General features: G+C 30.2%; 1 protein-coding gene. It reads right to left on the minus strand.

Annotated features, from left to right (window positions below; translation table 11 throughout):
- Positions 1-540 precede the first annotated feature (540 nt).
- On the minus strand, positions 541-2,046 hold a 1,506-nt coding region (locus BMY82_RS09355), incomplete at its 5' end, for an FAD-dependent oxidoreductase (RefSeq protein ID WP_091976285.1).

Consider the following 2,046-nt stretch of genomic DNA (forward strand, 5'->3'; position numbering starts at 1 on the left):
AAACAAGTTTGCTTGTTTAAACGATTAATCAATTGCTGTAAAACAGCTTATTGAATTAACCTGCTGTTCAATTTTCAAAGTTCATCTGCCGCCTCAAGTGGCGACTTATTAATAATAACACACTGCTTTAAAAATGTCAACAACTTTTTTAAAAAAGTTGTTTCTTTCCTAAACTGTGTTTTACTTTTCTTAAAGACAAGTAATAATATATCATATTTTCTTTAGTAAATCAAGTATTTTTTTATTATTAAAATTTTCTGTTTTTATTTACATAGCTTTCATTAAATCTTCTTATCTTTTTTACTGTTTATATTATATAGTTTTTCAATTCTTTTTAATAACTATAAATACTTTCTTTTAAATTTACTTATTTTTTTATACTTATTTTAAAATGCTGACATATCTATATATCCTTCACTATATTTAGATACTTAGGATGTCAGCATTTTTCAATTATTATATATTATGTATTATTTACTATTTATTTTTGACAGTAGTAACATCCTTCTAACTTTCATTAAATTTTAGGATTTCTAGCTTTTACTTCTGTACTTGTTCAAATTTATATTCTGTTACTATCGCTTCTCTACCTTCTTTTATATCATTGAAATATTCATAGAAGCATATACCTAGAAAAGATCCTGATATATTGACTATATTCTTCCATCCTCTAAGATTAAGTTCTTTTACCATGTAGTAACTTCTCTGAGCAGATAAACAGTGTATGTATACTGGTCTATCTTTTGGTATTTCATCTAATCTTTCTCTAAATTCGCTTAGTGGAATATTTACAGCTCCCTTAATATGTCCTGCATCGTATTCCATCTTTTCTCTAGCATCTATTATATATTCTCCATTTTCTACTAAAGATCTTACTTCAGATACTCTAACTTGCTCAAAATCTCCATTTAAAAGATTCATTGCTACAAGAGCAGCTACATTTGTAGCATCTTTAGCTGTTGAGAAGTGAGGTGAATAACAAAGTTCCAATTCCTTTAAATCTTCTATATTTCCGTGATTCATTATCATTGTTGCTATTATATCGATATATCTATTTACTCCACCTTTTCCTATTGTCTGAGCTCCTAGAATCTGTCCTGTTGGAACTTGGAATATTAACTTAAAGTGTACGAACTCTGCATCTGGCATTAAAGCTACTCTGTCCTTGGGAATAACATAGGCAACTTCATAGTCTAAATCTAAATCCTTACAGTTCTTTTCTGTTAAACCTGTACTTGCTGCATTGTAATCAAATACTTTAACTACTGATGAGCCAATTACACCTGTATTTCTATATGTCTTTCCATAGATATGATCTGCTACTGCTCTTGCCTGTCTCTGTGCAGGTCCAGCTAGTGTTAATCTAGTCTTTTTATTTGTTATGAAATGAGTTACTTCTATTGCATCTCCTACTGCGTATATGTCAGGATCTGATGTCTGATAGTGATGATTTACGAGTATTCCACCTGTCTTACCAAGTTCCAAACCTGCATCTACTGCTAAAGATGTTTCTGGTCTTACTCCTATAGCAAGTACAACTGCATCAGCCTTAATTTTCTTACCTGAAGCTAGTAAAACATGTCCTTCATTTACTTCAGATAAAACTTCATTTACTAGAAGATTTACGCCCTTATCATGTATTTCCTTATTTAATATCTGTACCATATCGTAATCAACAGGCTGTAAAATATGATTTGAACCTTCTACCAAAGTTACATTTTTTCCTGCTTCTACAAGACTTTCCATCGCTTCAAGTCCTATAAATCCACCACCGATAACAGCTATATCATTTATTTTTTTAATATCTATATATGTTTTTAATCTATTTATGTCTACTACATTTCTTATAGTAAATACGTTTTCTGAATCAACCCCCTTTATTGATTTTGGACGAATAGGGCTTGCACCTGGAGATAATATTAACTTATCGTAATTTTCTTCGTAAACATCACCAGTATCAACTTTCTTAATAGTTACTGTCTTTTTCTCCCTATCAATTGATACAACTTCACTTAAAGCTCTAACATCTAGATTGTTTCTCTTCTT

It is taken from the genome of Peptostreptococcus russellii (assembly GCF_900110295.1).
In the GTDB taxonomy this organism is placed as follows: domain Bacteria; phylum Bacillota; class Clostridia; order Peptostreptococcales; family Peptostreptococcaceae; genus Peptostreptococcus; species Peptostreptococcus russellii_A.